General features: G+C 63.5%; 14 protein-coding genes and 1 riboswitch. Of the genes, 8 read left to right on the top strand and 6 right to left on the bottom strand.

All coding sequences use genetic code 11. From position 1 onward, the window contains the following. The first annotated feature begins 208 nt into the window (after window positions 1-208). Window positions 209-1,615 carry a metallophosphoesterase gene (locus AWB82_RS02405; protein ID WP_086965466.1) on the top strand — a complete coding sequence of 469 codons (1,407 nt, stop codon included), beginning with the start codon at window positions 209-211 and terminating at the stop codon, window positions 1,613-1,615. Between the two features lie 26 nt (window positions 1,616-1,641). Here AWB82_RS02405 and AWB82_RS02400 read toward each other — a convergent pair whose 3' ends face one another. Further along, entirely contained in the window at window positions 1,642-2,580 is a 939-nt protein-coding gene (locus tag AWB82_RS02400; protein ID WP_086965612.1) for a CopD family protein, read from the bottom strand. A 459-nt stretch (window positions 2,581-3,039) separates the two neighbouring features. Here AWB82_RS02400 and AWB82_RS02395 point away from each other — a divergent pair, with 459 nt between their 5' ends. The 4 genes from AWB82_RS02395 (at window position 3,040) to AWB82_RS02380 (ending at window position 7,574) form a co-directional block, all read left to right on the top strand. Further along, window positions 3,040-3,786: a c-type cytochrome gene (locus AWB82_RS02395; RefSeq protein ID WP_086965464.1), complete on the top strand. Its 747-nt coding sequence runs from the start codon at window positions 3,040-3,042 to the stop codon at window positions 3,784-3,786. 21 nt (window positions 3,787-3,807) lie between these two features. Then, window positions 3,808-5,106, top strand: a complete 1,299-nt coding sequence (locus AWB82_RS02390; RefSeq protein WP_086965462.1) for a c-type cytochrome — start codon at window positions 3,808-3,810, stop codon at window positions 5,104-5,106. Between the two features lie 100 nt (window positions 5,107-5,206). After that, on the top strand, window positions 5,207-5,827 hold the full coding sequence (gene trhA, locus AWB82_RS02385) for a PAQR family membrane homeostasis protein TrhA (RefSeq protein WP_086965460.1): 621 nt from the start codon (window positions 5,207-5,209) through the stop codon (window positions 5,825-5,827). Window positions 5,828-6,065: 238 nt separating this feature from the next. Next, the gene (locus AWB82_RS02380) at window positions 6,066-7,574 is read left to right on the top strand and encodes a DEAD/DEAH box helicase (RefSeq protein WP_086965458.1); all 1,509 of its coding nucleotides are present in this window, start codon (window positions 6,066-6,068) and stop codon (window positions 7,572-7,574) included. Window positions 7,575-7,623: 49 nt separating this feature from the next. On the opposite strand, the gene AWB82_RS02375 is transcribed toward AWB82_RS02380, so the two are convergent. The 4 genes from AWB82_RS02375 to ggt form a co-directional block, all read right to left on the bottom strand. Continuing rightward, window positions 7,624-8,136, bottom strand: coding sequence for a hypothetical protein (locus AWB82_RS02375; RefSeq protein ID WP_086965611.1), 513 nt, complete (start codon window positions 8,134-8,136; stop codon window positions 7,624-7,626). Between the two features lie 36 nt (window positions 8,137-8,172). Next, entirely contained in the window at window positions 8,173-8,997 is an 825-nt protein-coding gene (locus AWB82_RS02370) for a ferritin-like domain-containing protein (protein ID WP_086965457.1), read from the bottom strand. Between the two features lie 350 nt (window positions 8,998-9,347). Then, window positions 9,348-10,697 carry an MFS transporter gene (locus AWB82_RS02365; protein ID WP_086965455.1) on the bottom strand — a complete coding sequence of 450 codons (1,350 nt, stop codon included), beginning with the start codon at window positions 10,695-10,697 and terminating at the stop codon, window positions 9,348-9,350. A 156-nt stretch (window positions 10,698-10,853) separates the two neighbouring features. Continuing rightward, on the bottom strand, window positions 10,854-12,491 hold the full coding sequence (gene ggt / locus AWB82_RS02360) for a gamma-glutamyltransferase (RefSeq protein ID WP_086965453.1): 1,638 nt from the start codon (window positions 12,489-12,491) through the stop codon (window positions 10,854-10,856). Window positions 12,492-12,951: 460 nt separating this feature from the next. On the opposite strand from ggt, the gene AWB82_RS02355 reads away from it, so the two are divergent. Continuing rightward, window positions 12,952-13,149: a hypothetical protein gene (locus AWB82_RS02355; RefSeq protein WP_008351420.1), complete on the top strand. Its 198-nt coding sequence runs from the start codon at window positions 12,952-12,954 to the stop codon at window positions 13,147-13,149. Between the two features lie 75 nt (window positions 13,150-13,224). Here the strand turns inward: AWB82_RS02355 and AWB82_RS02350 are convergent, their stop codons facing one another. Further along, on the bottom strand, window positions 13,225-13,605 hold the full coding sequence (locus AWB82_RS02350; protein ID WP_086965451.1) for a hypothetical protein: 381 nt from the start codon (window positions 13,603-13,605) through the stop codon (window positions 13,225-13,227). A 221-nt stretch (window positions 13,606-13,826) separates the two neighbouring features. On the opposite strand from AWB82_RS02350, the gene glpK reads away from it, so the two are divergent. Further along, entirely contained in the window at window positions 13,827-15,323 is a 1,497-nt protein-coding gene (glpK, locus tag AWB82_RS02345) for a glycerol kinase GlpK (protein WP_086965610.1), read from the top strand. A 110-nt stretch (window positions 15,324-15,433) separates the two neighbouring features. Continuing rightward, window positions 15,434-15,597, top strand: a riboswitch (FMN riboswitch). 175 nt (window positions 15,598-15,772) lie between these two features. Next, window positions 15,773-16,486 carry a 3,4-dihydroxy-2-butanone-4-phosphate synthase gene (gene ribB / locus AWB82_RS02340; protein WP_086965608.1) on the top strand — a complete coding sequence of 238 codons (714 nt, stop codon included), beginning with the start codon at window positions 15,773-15,775 and terminating at the stop codon, window positions 16,484-16,486. The last annotated feature ends 10 nt before the right edge of the window (window positions 16,487-16,496 follow it).

Here is a 16,496-nt window from a genome sequence, read left to right as displayed (position 1 = left end):
TTCGGCCGCCCGTCGGCGTTTCCGATCCAGCGCTTTTCATTGACGAAACGCATCGGAATTTTCGTATTGCCACGACGAGGGCCGACGGCGTACTGTCGCTTTGCGCAGCCTACCGTTTGAAAGGATCGACGCTCAGCGAATCGTTTCGTCGTCCAAATCGAAATTGAAGTTGGCGAGGCTGTCGCATTTCCCATTTCTGGAGCGACAGATGCCTGGTTTCCTGAAGCAGTATTTCTTTCTCGCGTTTGCGTTGGTGTTCGCGTCGACGGGCAGCGCTCCGGCATGGAGCGCGCCCGACTGCTCGACCATGAACACGCCGATCCTTCAATCCGTCAACCCGGCGTTGCAGAGCAATCTCCTCACGCCATGGCAGGAGGAGATCGACAGCGCGGCTCGCGACAACGGCTTTACGGACAAGCGCGGCACTGCCTTTCTCGTCTCGATGAACCAGGCGGACGGACTCGTTCCGGTAACACGCACGTATCACCCGGGCACGCACGACTTCTTCTGGACCACCAATCCGCAATCCGCGGCCGCCTATGGCTATCAACCGACGACGCTGGTCTTCTACGCATCGCCGGACAACGCGTCCGGCTGCGACGTGCCCGTGTACCGCTTCAACAAGAACGGAATGCATCGGTACGCGGTGACGCCTGCCGATCAGGCGCAACTGAAGGCCGACAACTGGACCGCGGACGGCGTCGTGTTCTGGGCGCGCGCCAATCCGAAGTTCAGCATCGCAATCATGCCCGACACGCAGATGGAAGTGGGCGTCGACGGCGGCGGCAAGGACGACAAGCGTTTCGCGCAGCGCACGCAGTGGCTCGCGGATTCTCGATACACGCTGAATCTGCAATACGTCCTGCACAGCGGCGACGTAACCAACTGGGGCGAACGCGACACGCCGCAACTCGACATGGCGAGCGAGGCGATCAAGCGGCTGGAGCAAGTGAAACTTCCCTATGTGCTCACCGTGGGCAATCACGACACGCGCGCGGTTTGCGCAGGCGGCTCCGCGTGCCCGGGCGAAAAGGCGTGGGAAACCGTGCGGCAACTGCCGGCGTTCAACCGATACTTCAATGCGCGTTTCTCGAATGGCGGCGTCGCGGGCCAGTTCGCGGCCGGCGATCTCTCCAACGTGTACAGCACTTTCGAAGCGGGCGGCCTGAAATGGCTCGTGATGTCGCTGGAATTGTGGCCGCGCGCGGAGGTGCTCACATGGGCCGACGGGATCATCAAGAGCATGCCGACGCGTAACGTGATCATCGTCACGCACTCGTTCCTGAACAGCGGCGGCGCGATACGAGCCGACAACGGCGGCTACGGCGTCAGCAGCCCGGCTACGATCTACGAAAAGGTGATCAAGTACAACCCGAACGTGCGCTTCGTGTTCTCCGGGCACGAGGGGAACGCGGCGCGTCTCGTCGTGCCGGCCGGCGGCAACAACGCGGTCGCGTATCTGCAGGCGTTTCACTCGGCTACCACCAATCCGGTGCGCATCGTGGAGATCGACACGGACGCCAACACCGCGACGAGTTTCATCGCCGCGCCGTACACGAACGAGACGTGGGACCAGTACTGGAGCCTCGACAGCAACATGAAGTACGTGCGCTGAACGCTGGCGGCCGGGCCCGCCGCGCGTCAATTCATCAGCGCCGATCCCGGCATGCTGTGCGACAGCACGGCGGCCGCCACGAAAACTCCGGCCATCATCAGTGCTTCGACGCGCATCACGTTGATGACCGTGTGCGCGTCCATCGTCGATGCCGAGCGTGACAGGCGCGGCAACGCCGACCAGCGATTGAGCGCGCCGAATACGAGCGCCGCCGCGACCAGCAGCAACTTCACGATCAACGCATGACCCCACGTGCTCGCGCTCAGCACCGCGAGCGATCCGCCGGTGCCGCGCCACGCGTTGAACGCGCCCGTCAGCACGACGAGCGCGACCGCGATCGACGCCGCTCGCGACATGCGCGCGACCGTGCGGATCAGAAACGCCCGCGCCACCGATGTATCGAGCGCCGGCAACACGAACGCGCCCACGACGACAATGCCGCCCCACACCGCTGTCGCCAGCAGATGCAGCGTCTGGACCGCTTCGGCGAGCGAGAACGCGCCAGCATCGGCGGCATGCCCGACCGCCGACTTGCCCGCCGCGACGATCAGCGCCGCAAGCAGCGCCATGCCGATGCGCGCAACCGCCGTTGCGCCGCCGCCTGCCGTTGCCGCCGCCGCCAACAACAGCACGCTGCCCGCCAGCGCGACCGACCAGCCGATGCCCGCATGAGTGGCCGTCGCGACGAGCCACAACGCGTCGCCCGCCTGCGCGATCGGCGCGCCGCTCATCGACGCCGATTGCAGCCACAACGAAACGAAGGTGCACAGCACGAGCGAAATGGCGGCGATCGAACCGCCGCGCGCCGCCCGCAGCCAGCCGCGCCGCGCGGGCGACACGGTCGCGAACGCCTGTTCGCGTGACAACCAGACGTTCAGCAGCAGCGCACCGAGCGTGCAGGCAAAGGCAAAATCGGCGAGCGCCGCGAAGGCCGTCTGCGCGAGCCAGAGAGGATCGTCGTTCATCATGCGGAATCGGGCGCGGCGCGAACGCGCATGGCCAAGGGGAAGGTCATCGGGGGAAATTGGCGGAGTCTAAACGAACGTTCACGGTGCAGCACAGCATCGAACGTGATCGAAACGCCTTGAATTTTTGCCGGACGCTTCCGAAACTGCATGAAGCGCATCGGTCGGACGTCGCATCGAGTCGAATATTTGTCGAAAGTCATTGAACCGCGCGCGCCTAGGAAGTTCGCCGCGGGCGGTCAATAGCCGCGCGGCATATTGTCGCGAATGCGCTGCAGTGGGACTTAGAGCGAGATTGTGTCAAATAGTCACCATCATGCATCGATGATAGAATTCCGCGTCGCATCAGAGGCTCGTCGAGCCGCTGTGGCCGTGGTCCGCCACCCACCGCCCCTTGCGTGGCCGTGGTTCGCCACCTTCGCACCGAGCCGCACGAAGCTCGGCAGGTCCCCGAATTTCATGGAGTGTCGCGTGTTTTCAAGACGCATTTTTCGTCCGCTGCTCGCTATGGCTTTTGCCTCGGCTCTGGTAGGCAGCGCTGGCGTTTTCAGCTCCGCCGCGCAGGCGCAAAACCAGCCGATCGCACCGGACACGATGGCCGCGCGCGTGCAAGGCTGTACCGCGTGCCACGGCGTTCACGGTGAAGGCACGGACAACGACTACTTCCCGCGTCTTGCCGGCAAGCCTGCCGACTATCTGTACAACCAGCTCCAGAATTTCCGCGAAGGCCGGCGCAGATATCCGCCGATGAACTACCTCGTCACGTATCTCTCGGACGATTACCTTCATCAGATCGCGACGTACTTCTCGAACCAGCGCCCGCCGTATCCGCCGCCCGTCAAATCGAACGTGTCGGCATCGACGCTCTCGCGCGGCCAGCAGATCGTGCTGAACGGCGATGCGTCGAAGAACATTCCCGCGTGCGCGGCCTGCCACGGCAAGGGTCTGACCGGCATGCAGCCGGCCATCCCGGGTCTCGTCGGCCTGCATTCGGACTACATCAGCGCGCAAGTCGGCGCATGGAAGTCGGGCACGCGTCACGCCAAAGCGCCCGACTGCATGCAGCAGATCGCCTCGCGCCTGACGGATGACGACGTGACCGCCGTCGCCGCATGGCTCTCTACGCAAACCGCACCCGCCAACCCGGTGCCCGCGCCTGCTGGCTCGTTGAAGATGCCGCTCAAGTGCGGCAGCGAACTGCAATAAGGCGTCTGGAGCGACAACATAATGAAACGCAAGTCCCTGTTCGCACTTTCCTCGGCTGTCGTGGTGGCAGCCGTCGCAGCCGGCGCCGTCCTCTGGTCGGGCGGCGACAACCTGCATTCGGGCGGCGCCATCGCGGCGACACCGGCCGACAAAGCCGCGCTCGTTAAGCAAGGTGAATACCTCGCGCGCGCCGGCGACTGTATCGCGTGCCACACGGTGCGCGGCGGCAAGGAGTTCGGCGGCGGCCTGCCTATGGCAACGCCTTTCGGCACCATGTTCACGCCGAACATCACGCCGGACGATCAATACGGCATCGGCAAGTGGACCTCCGACGACTTCTATCGCGCGATGCACACGGGTCGCTCGAAAGACGGTTCGCTGCTCTATCCGGGCTTCCCGTTCACGAGCTACACGAAGGTCACGCGCGCCGACTCGGACGCGATCTATGCGTACCTGCGTTCCGTGCCGCCGATCTCGGAGCCGAGCCGTCCGCATGAACTGCGCTTCCCGTTCAACAACCGCAATCTGCTGATCGGCTGGCGCACGCTGTTCTTCTCCGAAGGCGAGTACAAGCCGGACCCGACCAAGTCGGTCGAATGGAACCGTGGCGCGTATCTCGTGGAAGGCCTCGGTCACTGCGGCATGTGCCATACATCGATCAACGCGATGGGCGGCCCGGTAAGCTCGGCGGCCTTTGCCGGCGGCCTGATCCCGCTGCAGAACTGGTACGCGCCGTCGCTGACGTCGAACAAGGAAGCCGGTCTGGGCGACTGGGACCTGAAAGACATCAACGATCTGCTGAAGACCGGCGTGTCGCAACGCGGCGCGGTGTTCGGCCCGATGGCGGAAGTGGTTCACAACAGCCTGCAGTACATGACCGACGCGGACATCAACGCGATCTCGACCTATCTCAAGTCGATTCCGCAGAAGAAGGAAGCGCCGGAAGTCATGCAGCTGGAGACGTCGGACAAGTTCGGCGGCGAGCTGCAGACGCTGGGCAAGAAGGTCTACACCGAAAACTGCGCGAAGTGCCATCAGGAAAACGGTCTCGGCAAGCCGCCGGCATATCCGCCGCTCGCCAACAACCAGTCGATCCAGATGCCGTCGGCCGTCAACCCGATCCGCATGACCTTGAACGGCGGATATCCGCCGAGCACGGAAGGCAACCCGATGCCGCACGGCATGCCGCCTTTCGCGCAGGCGCTGTCGGATACGGAAGTCGCCGCAGTCGTGACGTACATCCGTATGTCGTGGGGCAACCACGGCACGCCGGTGTCGCCGCAGCAGGTGAGCAACCTGCGTTCGGCGCCGCTCGACTGACGTCCGCGGCGGCCATCCGCCAAGAGAGCGTACAATACGCATTTGGGGCGCAGCCTTCGTAGTTGGGGCCGCGCCCTTTGTCTTTTGGTGGATTCGATTCATGCACGCAGGCGAGCGTTTCAACAGCATCAGCCATCTGGTCGGCGCGCTGCTGTCGGTGGCGGGACTGGCCGCGCTCGTCACGATGGGCGCGCTGGACGGCGACGCGTACAAGGTCGTCAGCTTCGCCGTGTATGGCGCGATGCTCTGCGTGCTCTACATCATCTCCACGCTGTATCACTGGGCGCGCACCCCGCGCGTGAAAGCGATACTGCAAAAGTGCGATCACTCGGCCATCTACTTGTTGATCGCCGGCAGCTACACGCCGTATACACTAGTGACCTTGCGTGGTCCCTGGGGCTGGTCGCTCTTCGGCGTGAGCTGGGGGCTTGCGACGCTCGGCATCACGCAGGAACTGACGCTCGGGCGCCGAACCCGCAGCGTATCGATGGTGCTGTACGTGTTGATGGGCTGGCTTGCGCTCGTAGCCGTTCATCCGCTCGTTAAGGCGCTGCCGCCCGCGGGCACCGCGTGGCTGGTGGCAGGCGGCGTGATCTACAGCGCCGGCATCTACTTTTTCATCAACGACGAGCGCATTCGGCACGGACATGGGATCTGGCATCTGTTCGTGCTGGCAGGCAGCCTGTGCCAGTTCGTGAGCGTCGCGCGCTACGTCGCGTGAGCACTGGCCGGAACGGGCGCCACCGCGTCGAATAGTCCGTCGATGCAACTTAGCGCCAGATGACGTGTCTTGATAGCACGTCGAACCTCGCGGCAACGCCAGGCGATCGCTGATCGCCAGATGGCCCGCCGCCCGATTTTTCTTCGAGCGATGCACATGCGCTCTGCCGGCCGAACATGATTCGCCGCGCCCCGTTTCGCATGCGCGCCGTTCGACATAACGAATAAGCACCCAATTTATGTCTTTTGATTCACTCGGCCTGTCCGAACCTCTGCTTCGCGCCGTCAACGAACTCGGCTATTCCATTCCCACCCCGATCCAGCTTCAGGCGATTCCCGCCGTGCTGAAAGGCGGCGACCTGCTCGCGGGCGCGCAAACCGGCACGGGCAAGACCGCCGGTTTCACGCTGCCGATCCTGCAACGCCTGTCGCAACTCGCGCCCGCTGCGGGCGGTGCGAAGCGTCCGGTGCGCGCACTGATCCTCACGCCGACGCGCGAACTCGCCGCGCAGGTCGAGGAAAGCGTCCGCGCGTACGGCAAATATCTGAAGCTCAAGTCGACGGTTATGTTCGGCGGCGTCGGCATCAATCCGCAGATCGACGCCTTGAAGCGCGGCGTCGATATCGTCGTGGCGACGCCGGGGCGTCTGCTCGATCACATGCAGCAAAAGACGATCGACGTTTCGCAACTCGAAATTCTCGTGCTCGACGAAGCCGACCGCATGCTCGACATGGGCTTCATTCACGACATCAAGCGCGTGCTCGCGCGCCTGCCGGCGAAGCGCCAGAACCTGCTGTTCTCGGCAACTTTCTCCGACGAGATCAAGACGCTCGCGGACAACCTGCTCGATTCGCCCGCGCTGATCGAAGTCGCGCGCCGCAATACGACGGCGGAAACCGTGGATCAGAAAATCCATCCGGTCGATCGCGATCGCAAGCGCGAGTTGCTCACGCATCTGATCCGCGGCAATAACTGGTTCCAGGTGCTCGTGTTCACGCGCACGAAGCACGGCGCGAACCGTCTCGCCGAGCAACTGGGGCGCGACGGTATCAGCGCGCTCGCGATTCACGGCAACAAGAGCCAGTCGGCCCGCACGCGCGCGCTCAGCGAATTCAAGGCCGAGACGCTGCAGGTGCTGGTCGCGACCGATATCGCGGCGCGTGGCATCGACATCGATCAACTGCCTCACGTCGTCAACTTCGATCTGCCGAACGTGCCGGAAGACTATGTGCACCGCATCGGCCGCACGGGTCGCGCGGGCGCGGAAGGCGAAGCGGTGTCGCTCGTGTGCGTGGATGAGCATCAACTGCTGAAGGACATCGAACGCCTCATCAAGCGTCCGATTCCGCACGAAGTGGTTCCCGGCTTCGAGCCGGACCCGAACGAGAAGCCGGAGCCGATCCAGCGCCGCAGTCAAGGGCGCGGTCAGGCACCGGGTCAGGGCCAGGGGCGTCAGAATCCGCGCGGTGGCGAGGGACGTCCGAACGGCGAAGCGCGTCGTGAAGGCGGTCGTCCGAACGGCGAGGCACGTGGCGCGCGGCCGGCGAAGCCGAGCAATGGCGGCGCTCAGCCTTCCCGCGATGCGCGCAATCACAGCAAGCCGAACGTGAACGCGGACTCCGCGCCGCGTCGTCAAGAGCCGGCTAAAGCGGGTCAGGTCGCGAATTCGCGCAAGCCCGGCGGCAACCCCGGCGCGTTGCTCAACGGACGCCGCGACGCAGTGCGATCGGGCGATCGCGGCCGTTAAGTCATCTCGTGTCTTTCGGTGCGGCGCACGCGTGCGTCGCGCCGATGCGTCAGGCAGCGGCGCTCGCCGCTCGCTTCAGCCAGTCGAGTTGCTCGCGCCAGCGCGCGAGCGCCGATTGCGCTTCCGTCAGTTCGAAGACGATTCCGTTCGTGAGTCGCGCATATCCCACCCGTTGCACTTCCCCGCTTTCGATCGTGCCGACGAAGCACGCGAGCGGCACGTCGTCGAGCGACACGCGGCGCACATCCAGATGCACCTGATAGAACGCCTCGTCGAATACGAAGGCGAGCGTCGCGCGTCCGGTCGCGGTGACGGCCTGAGCGGTCCGCGACGACGGCCACAACGCAAACGCGAGCCTGCGCGCATCCGGCGCAAGCAGTTCGCCTGCGCTCAGCAGCGCCGTTCGCACGCGATGAGCGTGATCCGACGCGCATAGCGATGCGGTGAAACCGTCGCCGGCATGAGCGAGCGTACCCTCGAAGCGCGCGCGCAACTCGGGCGGCCATTCATCGAAAACGGATTGGGACGAGAGCGACGGTTGAGGCACGTCAGGTTCGGTCATGAAAAGATGCCGGCTTTGCGCCGGCATCGTCGATGGTTAGCGGAAGAACAACTGCGTCATTTTCGAGAGCGGATAGTGCACGCCGGGTTGAATGCGCGCGGGCAGATCGAGCGGTTTGAGCAGCATCTTGATGGCCTGATCCGCCGACAGATTGCGCCGCACGAGCGCATTCACGCGCGCGGACAGATCGCGGTTGTACTCCGCATCCTGCGCGCGCTCGGGATAACGAATGGCGAAGACATGTCGCAGCGCGATCTCCGAATCTTCGCTCTTCAGTTCCAGCACGCGCCGCACGAGTGCGCCGAGCACGGCCAGGCGACCATTGCCTTCGATCTTGTTCCACTTCTTGAAGAAATGGAAAAAGTGCTTGTAGTGCCGCACTTCGTCCGTGCGGATGTTGTCGGTGAGCTCTTTCAGCACCGGCTCATCCGAACAATCGTTGATCGCGCGATAAAGCGTGGCCGTTCCCGTCTCCACGACGCAGCGCGCCACCATTTCGAGCGCGCGCTTCTTCTCGAAGTCCTCGTAGGAGCAGGTGAGCGAGTATTCGTCGAAGAAATTCTTGAACGCCGTGTCCCAGTCGAACTCTGGCCACACGTAATTGATATAAGTCTTGAGCGCCCTGCCGTGCTGCATCTCCTCGGGCTCCCATTCGTTGTTGAGCCACGCCGAGATCTCGGGATCGTCGTGAAAATACTTGCTGAGATTGCTCGTATAGAGGTCCGTGCCGCTCTCAATGAACGAGCAGGCGCACAACAACAAGAGAAGATGCTCGTTGGATGCCGCCTTTTGGCGATCGATTCGCGTGAGATCGATGTCTTCGATGCGCCAGGGCATCACGTAGGTACTGTCTGTATGCATATATCGCGCTCCCAAGCTGGACTGAACGCGCCTTCGGCCGGCAAGAGACGGCCGAGGTTCAGGCGACGCCGTGAACGTTCGATTCCAGCGTCCTCGACTTCAAGTAATAGCGGCTCTTTTTCATCTTAGCCGCCCTGCAACGAGTTTGCAGACATGGGGACAGACTCGTGCGTGGCGCGCCAGTTCCGTGCGTGCCAAATTCTTACGATTCAATGGGTTCAACCATGACGCGCTGCAGCATTAATCGTGCCGGTCATGCTTAAAAAAATGCGTCGTATGGTCTCTGGATGCACGAAAGGCGGCCGAAGCCGCCTCTGATGTTTAGCGCGATGCCGCTGCGGCGTGCGCCGCTACGCCGCGCGCCGCGCCACGTGCATGCGCCAGGCGACGACCGCGAGTGAAATCCCGGAAAGTACCGCGGCCAGCAACACGTAGTAGCTCGGCGCGAGTTTGTCGCCCGTGACGTGGATGAAGGCTTCGACGATGGTCGGTGCGAAACCGCCGAACAGCGTGACGCCGAGCGCATAGCCGATCGAGAGACCCGTCGAGCGCACGCGGGTGGGGAAAATCTCGGACATGAGCGCGGGCATCGGGCCGGAGTAGGCCGCTTTCAGAATGCCCGCGACCGACTGGAGGACGACCAGCGACGCGACCGTCGGATACGCCTGCAGCCACGCGAACATCGGATAAATCGTGACGCCCATGAAAATCGACGTGCCGAGCATGATGCGGATGCGCCCGATCCGGTCGGAGAGCGCGCCCATCAACGGCGAAAAAATGAACTGAAGTCCACCGTTCAGCACCACGACGGCGAACGATGCAGTCGCGGGAAGGTGCAACTGCTTCACCGCGTACATCGGCATATAGAGTTGCAACACGTACACGCCGACGGTCGATTGCGCGACGATGCCGACAGCGAGCAAGAGATTCAGCCATTGATTCGCGAAGGACACGCCGGGCGCGCTCTCCTTACCAGCGGCACGCGTCGCGAGAAATTCCGGCGTTTCGTCCAGATGCGAGCGGATGTAGTAGCCGACCGGCCCGACGAGCAGACCGAAGACGAACGGAATGCGCCAGCCCCAGCTTTCGAGTTGCGGCGGCGGCAACCAGGCGGTGAGCACCGAGCCGAACGCCGCGGCCATGATAGCGGCAAGCCCCTGGCTCGCGAACTGCCAGCTCGCGTAGTAACCGCGCCGGGCTTCGCTATGTTCGACCATGAATGCTGTCGCGCTGCCGAACTCGCCACCTACCGCGAAGCCCTGCACGAGGCGCGCGAGCAGGATCAGCAGCGGCGCCGCGATACCGATTTGCCGATACGAAGGCATGAGGGCCATCGTCAACGTGCCCACCATCATCAGCAGAATGGCTAGCGTGAGCGCGGCCTTGCGCCCTTTGCGGTCGCCGTAGACGCCGAGCACGATCGCGCCGAGCGGCCGCATCAGGAAGGAAATGCCGAACGTACCGATGGCGAGCATCGTCGAGAGCCACTCGTCGTGCGACGGAAAGAACGCCTTCGCGATGACCGTCGCGAAGTAGCCGTAGACGAGAAAATCGAACCACTCAAGCGCGTTGCCGATCGACGACGAGAACACGATGCGACGGATCATCGCCTTCGACTGCGCCGCCCTTGGGGCGGATGTCTCAGCATTCGCCGCCGCCGCGCCGCCAGCATCCGGCGTCCGATACACGCTTTCGTTCATGACGTCTCCTTCCCCTGCTTCCATGTCGTAATGTCGAGCCCTATGCGGCAAGGCACGGGCGCACGCATGCCCCTCGCCCGCGAGATTGCGGCGATCGGATGCGCTTGTTTTTATCGACGAAGACCGGCCGATGGCGCGGCCTCCGAGAGATTTGCCCTAGAACCCGGCGGCGAGTCCGTCGCGCCGGCTGTCGCTTGCCGCAACGTAGCCGCGCTCGGGATCATTGCGATCGAGCTTCCAGATGTACTGGCCCGAGCCGAAGTCCATGTAGGGATCGTCGATGGACTTGATCGTGTGGCCGAGGCCTTCGAGCCCGCGCGCGGTTTCGAGATCGAGCGTGGCTTCGATGTCGATGGTGAAGTCGCGATTCACCTTCCAGCGCGGCGCGTCGCACGCGGCCTGCGGCTGCTGGCCGTAATCGAGCATGCGCACGATGGATTGCAGATGCCCTTGCGGCTGCATGTCGCCGCCCATCACGCCGAAGCTCATGACAGCCTCGCGGTTGCCTTCGACTTCCTGCGTGAGGAATGCCGGAATGATCGTGTGGAACGGACGCTTGCCGCCTTCCACGACATTCGCGGACTTCGGATCCATCGAGAATCCGCAGCCACGGTTCTGCAGTGCGATGCCCGTGTCGGGCACGACGACGCCCGAGCCGAAGCCCATGTAATTCGACTGGATGAAGCTCACCATCATGCCGCGCTCGTCCGCCACCGACATATAGATGGTGCCGCCCGCCTTCGGCATGCCGAAGTCGAACTGCGTGGCCTTCCTCGGATCGATGCGCTTGGCGCGTTCGGTCAGGTAAGCGTCGTCGAGCATTTGCTCCGGCGTGACTTCCATCGAGCGCGGATCGGCGACATAGCGATACACATCGGCGAAGGCGAGCTTCATCGCTTCGATTTGCAGATGCTGCGACTCGATGCGATCGACGTTCAGCGTGCTTACATCGAACTTGTCGAGAATGCCGAGCGCGATCAGCGCCGCGATGCCCTGGCCGTTCGGTGGAATCTCGTGAACCGTGTAGCCCCGATAATCCTTGCTGATTGGCTCGACCCAGTCCGCGCGATAGTTGCGCAGGTCGTCCATCGTCATTGCCGCACCGCCCACGCGCGCAAACGCGGCGATGCGCTCCGCGATCTCGCCTTCGTAGAACGCGCGCGGACCTTGCTGCGCAAGCTGGCGCAGCGTCTTCGCGTGGCCGGGAAAGCGCACGAGCTCGCTCACTTCAGGCGCGCGGCCGTGCGGCATGAACACATCCGCGAAGCCCGGCATATCCTTCAGTTCCGGCACCGCCGCCGCCCATTTGTATGCAACGATGCTCGCCACCGCATGACCACGCTCGGCGATCTCGATGGCAGGTTCCATGAGATCCGCGAAGGGCAGCGAGCCGAACTTCGTGTGCAGCGCCTCCCACCCGGCGATGACGCCTGGCACCGTCACCGCGTCCCAGCCGCGCTTGGGCTGGCGCGCGAGGCCGTTCTCCTCGCCATGTTTGCGGCGGAAATAGTCGACGTTCCACGCCGCCGGCGACACGCCCGATGCATTCAACCCGTGCAGCTTCTGGCCGTCCCAGACGAGCGCGAAAGCGTCGCCGCCCAACCCGCACGACACCGGCTCCACCACGGTGATGGCGGCCGCCGCGGCGATGGCGGCATCGACGGCATTGCCGCCCTTCCATAGCATGCGCAGACCGGCTTGCGCGGCCAGCGGATGAGATGTCGACACGATATTGCGGGCGAACACCGGAAGGCGCGGCGTGGGGTACGGGTTTTGCCAGTTGAAGCGAGTCATTGAATGAAGTCCGAAATTCCAGCGGGCATAACGTCCCGGATAGCTTTGTGGTCCGGCCGGGCAAAAGGGGAATATTGCATTGTCCGCTTAAGTGAAAACAAATTCATTTATCGTATAAATTAATGAATACAACTCATTAATCGATCGCATGCCTTTGACGCCTCGATGTGCCTTCATCCAACCGATGTTTGTGTGCGCCGCCGCACGAACTTCAAGTCGATTCTCCGAATTCGCGCAAACGCCGGACCGCTTTCACGACATGAAAAAGTCAAAGCCAAAATTTTCACTGCGGATTTGTCACTTGTCAGACGCTTGCCTACAATCCGTATTCCCGGCAGTCGCAGCACAAAATCGATGCGTCTGCCCGGCAATTTCAGTTTTCCCGTACAACGTTTCGAAGCAAAAAGATCCGGCTTACAAAGCCGGCTGCTTATGCCGTTCGGTCGTCATGGAGAACACAATGCTGAGTCCGCACGAATTTGCCACGCTGCTATTGGTTCAAGAAGCGCCTAATCAGGTCGACATGGAACGCGAAGAGCTCGACGCTCTGCTCGAACGTCAGCTCGTCCAACTCGAAAATCTCGCATCCGGGCGTCAGCAATGGCGCCTCACCGCCACCGGCGATTCCACCGTCAAGGCGTTCAAGCGTTACTCGTAGCTCGCGGCAGGACTCAGGGCGCGGCTTTTTGGGCCGCGTCCGTTTCACTTCTCCTCTACCTAACATCGAATCGCGTCAGCCGGCACGCAGTGTCGGGTCCACCGCCGCGCGCCAGCTCACCGCCTGCGCCCGCTGATCCAGGAAGAAATTCGCCCATGCGCTTTGCGCCTCGGGGCCGGGATTTGCGCGATAGGCGCGATACCGCTCGGCGATCGACGCCTGGAACGCGCAGAACCGCTCCCTCGACAACCCGTGGCGTCGCTCGGCCACATAGGCATCGTAGAAAGCCGAATAGACCGATTGCGCGTCCGCCCCGTAGTCGACGGCCGACGTTCCGCACATGTCCTGCAGCGCACTCAACGACGGCGCGCCCCTCGATCCGTCCAGACTGGGCGTGCCCACGCAGCCCGCGAGCAACGCCGCGCCCAGCACACCGGAAACCAACAACATTCGCATTGCACTCACCTTCGATCGATTTAGTGCCGCCAGTATCGGACGAACGGGATCGTCGCGCCACTCGGCCGAATGGCATAGGCCAATCGACACTCGAACGAGAGGTGTTGCGCGGCTTATGCCGTTCGGCCAGGTTGTCCGCGTGGCCTCACTCCGATAGATTGCGGAAACGGACGTCGCCTTCGCTGCACGAAGCGTCGATGTCCGCCGAACCGGAGGAGACCATGCAGGATCAGTACGTTCTCGCACTCGACCAGGGCACCACCAGCTCGCGGGCCATGCTGTTCGACAGGAACGGCAATATCGTGTCCGTGGCGCAGAAGGAGTTCCAGCAGATCTATCCCCAGGCGGGCTGGGTCGAGCACGACCCGCAGGAGATCTGGTCGACGCAGGCGGGCGTCGCTGCGGAAGCCGTCACGCGCGCCGGCGCGAGCGCCGCATCGATCGCGGCGGTCGGCATCACGAACCAGCGCGAAACCACGATCGTCTGGGACCGCGAGTCGGGCAAACCGGTCTATAACGCGATCGTCTGGCAGGACCGCCGCACGGCCGGCCTCTGCGACGAACTCAAGTCGCGCGGGCTAGAAGCGATGGTGCGGGCGAAGACCGGCTTGCCCATCGACGCATATTTTTCAGCGACAAAGATCCGCTGGATTCTCGACAACGTGGAAGGCGCGCGCGACAAAGCGAAGCAGGGACGGCTCGCGTTCGGCACGGTCGATAGCTGGCTCGTGTGGAATTTCACGCGGCACGGCATGCATATCACCGACATCACCAACGCGTCGCGCACCATGCTCTTCAACATCCACGAACGCCGCTGGGACGACGAGCTGCTCGACGCGCTCGATATTCCCCGCAGCATGCTGCCCGAAGTGCGCACATCGTCCGAACTGTATGGCACGACGCAAGGCACGGTGTTCGCCGCCGACGTCCCGCTCGCATCGCTTGCCGGCGATCAGCACGCCGCGCTTTTCGGACAGATGTGCACGGATCCCGGCATGGTGAAGAACACTTACGGCACCGGCTGCTTTCTCGTCATGAACACGGGCGACAAGCCAATCGAGTCGCGCAACAACCTCGTCACGACCATCGCGTGGCAGATCGGCGATCAGGTTAACTATGCGCTCGAAGGCAGCATCTTCATCGCGGGCGCGATCGTTCAGTGGCTGCGCGACGGCCTCGGTCTCATTCGGCACGCGAGCGAAGTCGAGACGCTCGCGAGCGGCGTGCCTCACAGCGACGGCGTCTATCTCGTACCGGCGTTCGCTGGGCTTGGCGCGCCGCACTGGAACGCGCGCGCACGCGGCACACTCTTCGGCGTCACGCGCGGGACGACATCGGGTCATATCGCGCGGGCGGCGCTCGATTCGATCGCCTATCAGTCCCTCGACGTGCTGAAGGCCATGGAAGCGGATTCCGGCATACACATCGGCGAGTTGCGCGTCGATGGCGGCGCCTGCGCGAACGATCTGCTGATGCAATTCCAGGCCGACATCCTCGGCGTCGATGTCGCGCGCCCGCGCATCGCGGAAACGACGGCGCTCGGCGCGGCTTATCTGGCGGGGCTCGCGGTCGGGTACTGGAAGGACGTCGATGAACTCAAGGCGCAATGGCAACTGGAGCGGCGGTTCACGCCGTCGATGCCGAAACAGGAAATCGATTCGTGCCTTGCCGGATGGCAGCGCGCGGTCAACGCTGCAAAGACCTGGGCGGACAACTAGCGGCGGCGCAATGTCGTTTCCCGCAACGCGTTGTCATGCGGCGGTGCAAAAAACGCTGCCGTGCTGTATTCTCAAAAATGCTGGCGAGCCTTTCGGCCTGCCGGCATCCAGTACGTCTTCAGGGCGGGGTGCAATTCCCCACCGGCGGTATGTGGCGAGGCTTCGCGGCCGGACCACGAGCCCGCGAGCGCCCGTGCGAGATTCATGCGCGGGGTCAGCAGATCTGGTGAGACGCCAGAGCCGACGGTCACAGTCCGGATGAGAGAAGATGTGCAGATGGTCATGTCCGTTCCCCTTGGCGATTCCTACGTCGCGCCGAACCGGACGCCGCCGCGCCTTTTGGCGCGTCGCCGTGGGGTGTCGTTCTGTCTGTTTGCAATGCCCTGAAACGTTTTTCGCTTAAATTTCCCGCGAGAGCGTTTCACATGTCCCAGACCCAAACTACCAACCTGTCGTTCGCCACACCCGCCGTCATCGCCGACGACGCCTTTGCCGATCTCGCCCAACTCGCTTCGTTTGAAGCCCCGCCGCGCATCGCCGCCGCGCTCGACGCCATGCGCGAAGGCCGCCCGGTCGTCCTGCAGGACGACGATGATCGCGAAAACGAAGTCGATCTGATCGTCGCCGCCGAGAAGCTCACCGACGCCACCATGGCGCTTCTGATCCGCGAGGGCAGCGGCATCGTGTGCCTGTGCCTGCCCGACGAAAAAGTGCGCGCGCTAGAACTTCCGCCGATGGCCGCCGCCAACCGCAGCCGCTACGGCACGGCGTTCACGGTGTCGATCGAAGCGCGCGAAGGTGTGAGCACCGGCGTGTCGGCGGCGGATCGCGTAACGACGATCCGCGCGGCCATCGCCGATCACGCGAAGCCCGGCGATATCGTGCGGCCCGGCCACGTTTTTCCGCTGCGCGCGATGCCCGGCGGCGTGCTCGCGCGTCGCGGCCACACTGAAGGCACCGTCGATCTGGCGATTCTCGCCGGCCTCAAGCCCGCCGGCGTGCTGTGCGAGCTGATGAACGCCGACGGCACGATGGCGCGCGGCGCGCAAGTCGAGCGATTCGCAAAGGAACGCGGCCTGCCGATGCTGACCATCGCGGAACTGGTCGAATTCCGCGCGGCGCTCGCAGCGGCGCGTGAGACCGTGGCGGAAGAAACGGTCTGAGCGAGAAAGC

The sequence above is a fragment of the Caballeronia glebae genome (assembly GCF_001545035.1).
In the GTDB taxonomy this organism is placed as follows: domain Bacteria; phylum Pseudomonadota; class Gammaproteobacteria; order Burkholderiales; family Burkholderiaceae; genus Caballeronia; species Caballeronia glebae.
Note: the sequence above shows the minus strand (reverse complement) of the source record. Positions and strands in the feature narration are given on the sequence as shown.